This window comes from Dellaglioa sp. CoH-56-MRSF-13 (assembly GCF_056782095.1).
This window is the reverse complement of record NZ_JBXAYC010000075.1, coordinates 1-409: the sequence shown is the minus strand read 5'-3', so window position 1 is coordinate 409 and position 409 is coordinate 1. Positions and strand designations below refer to the sequence as shown.

Genomic DNA, 409 nt, shown 5'->3' with positions numbered 1-409 from the left:
AGTTCAGGCGTAAGACCTACGTACAGAGGGCTATTCACCCATTCCCCTTCAAATCGGAACCAACCGTACTCGTGACCGTGCGGCTCGTCGATGAATACACTGATCCAGTCATGAAACAGGCCGATAACGCCGTCTTCGTGGTTGATGCCGCCGCACACTTCGAGTACGAAGCCGCCTTCCTCATCATCAACGATGAACGTCTTCGCGCCACGGTAATACTCTTGCGTGCCGTCCGGAGGTTCAGGGAACTCGAACCATTCCACAGCCGCGTTGTGCAGCACGTATTCGACGCGTTCATGCTGAAACAGTTCGTGCTCCGGGAGCTGGGCCGGCCGCTCAGTATTGCCCAGCATCCATTCGATGATTGGACGCACGAACGCGGCGTCGGCCGCAGCCACAGGAATGGTGG

General features: G+C 57.5%; 1 protein-coding gene. It reads right to left on the bottom strand.

What is annotated here, in order from left to right:
- On the bottom strand, nt 1–409 hold a 409-nt coding region (locus AC1RP1_RS07950; protein WP_481762713.1), incomplete at both ends, for a hypothetical protein.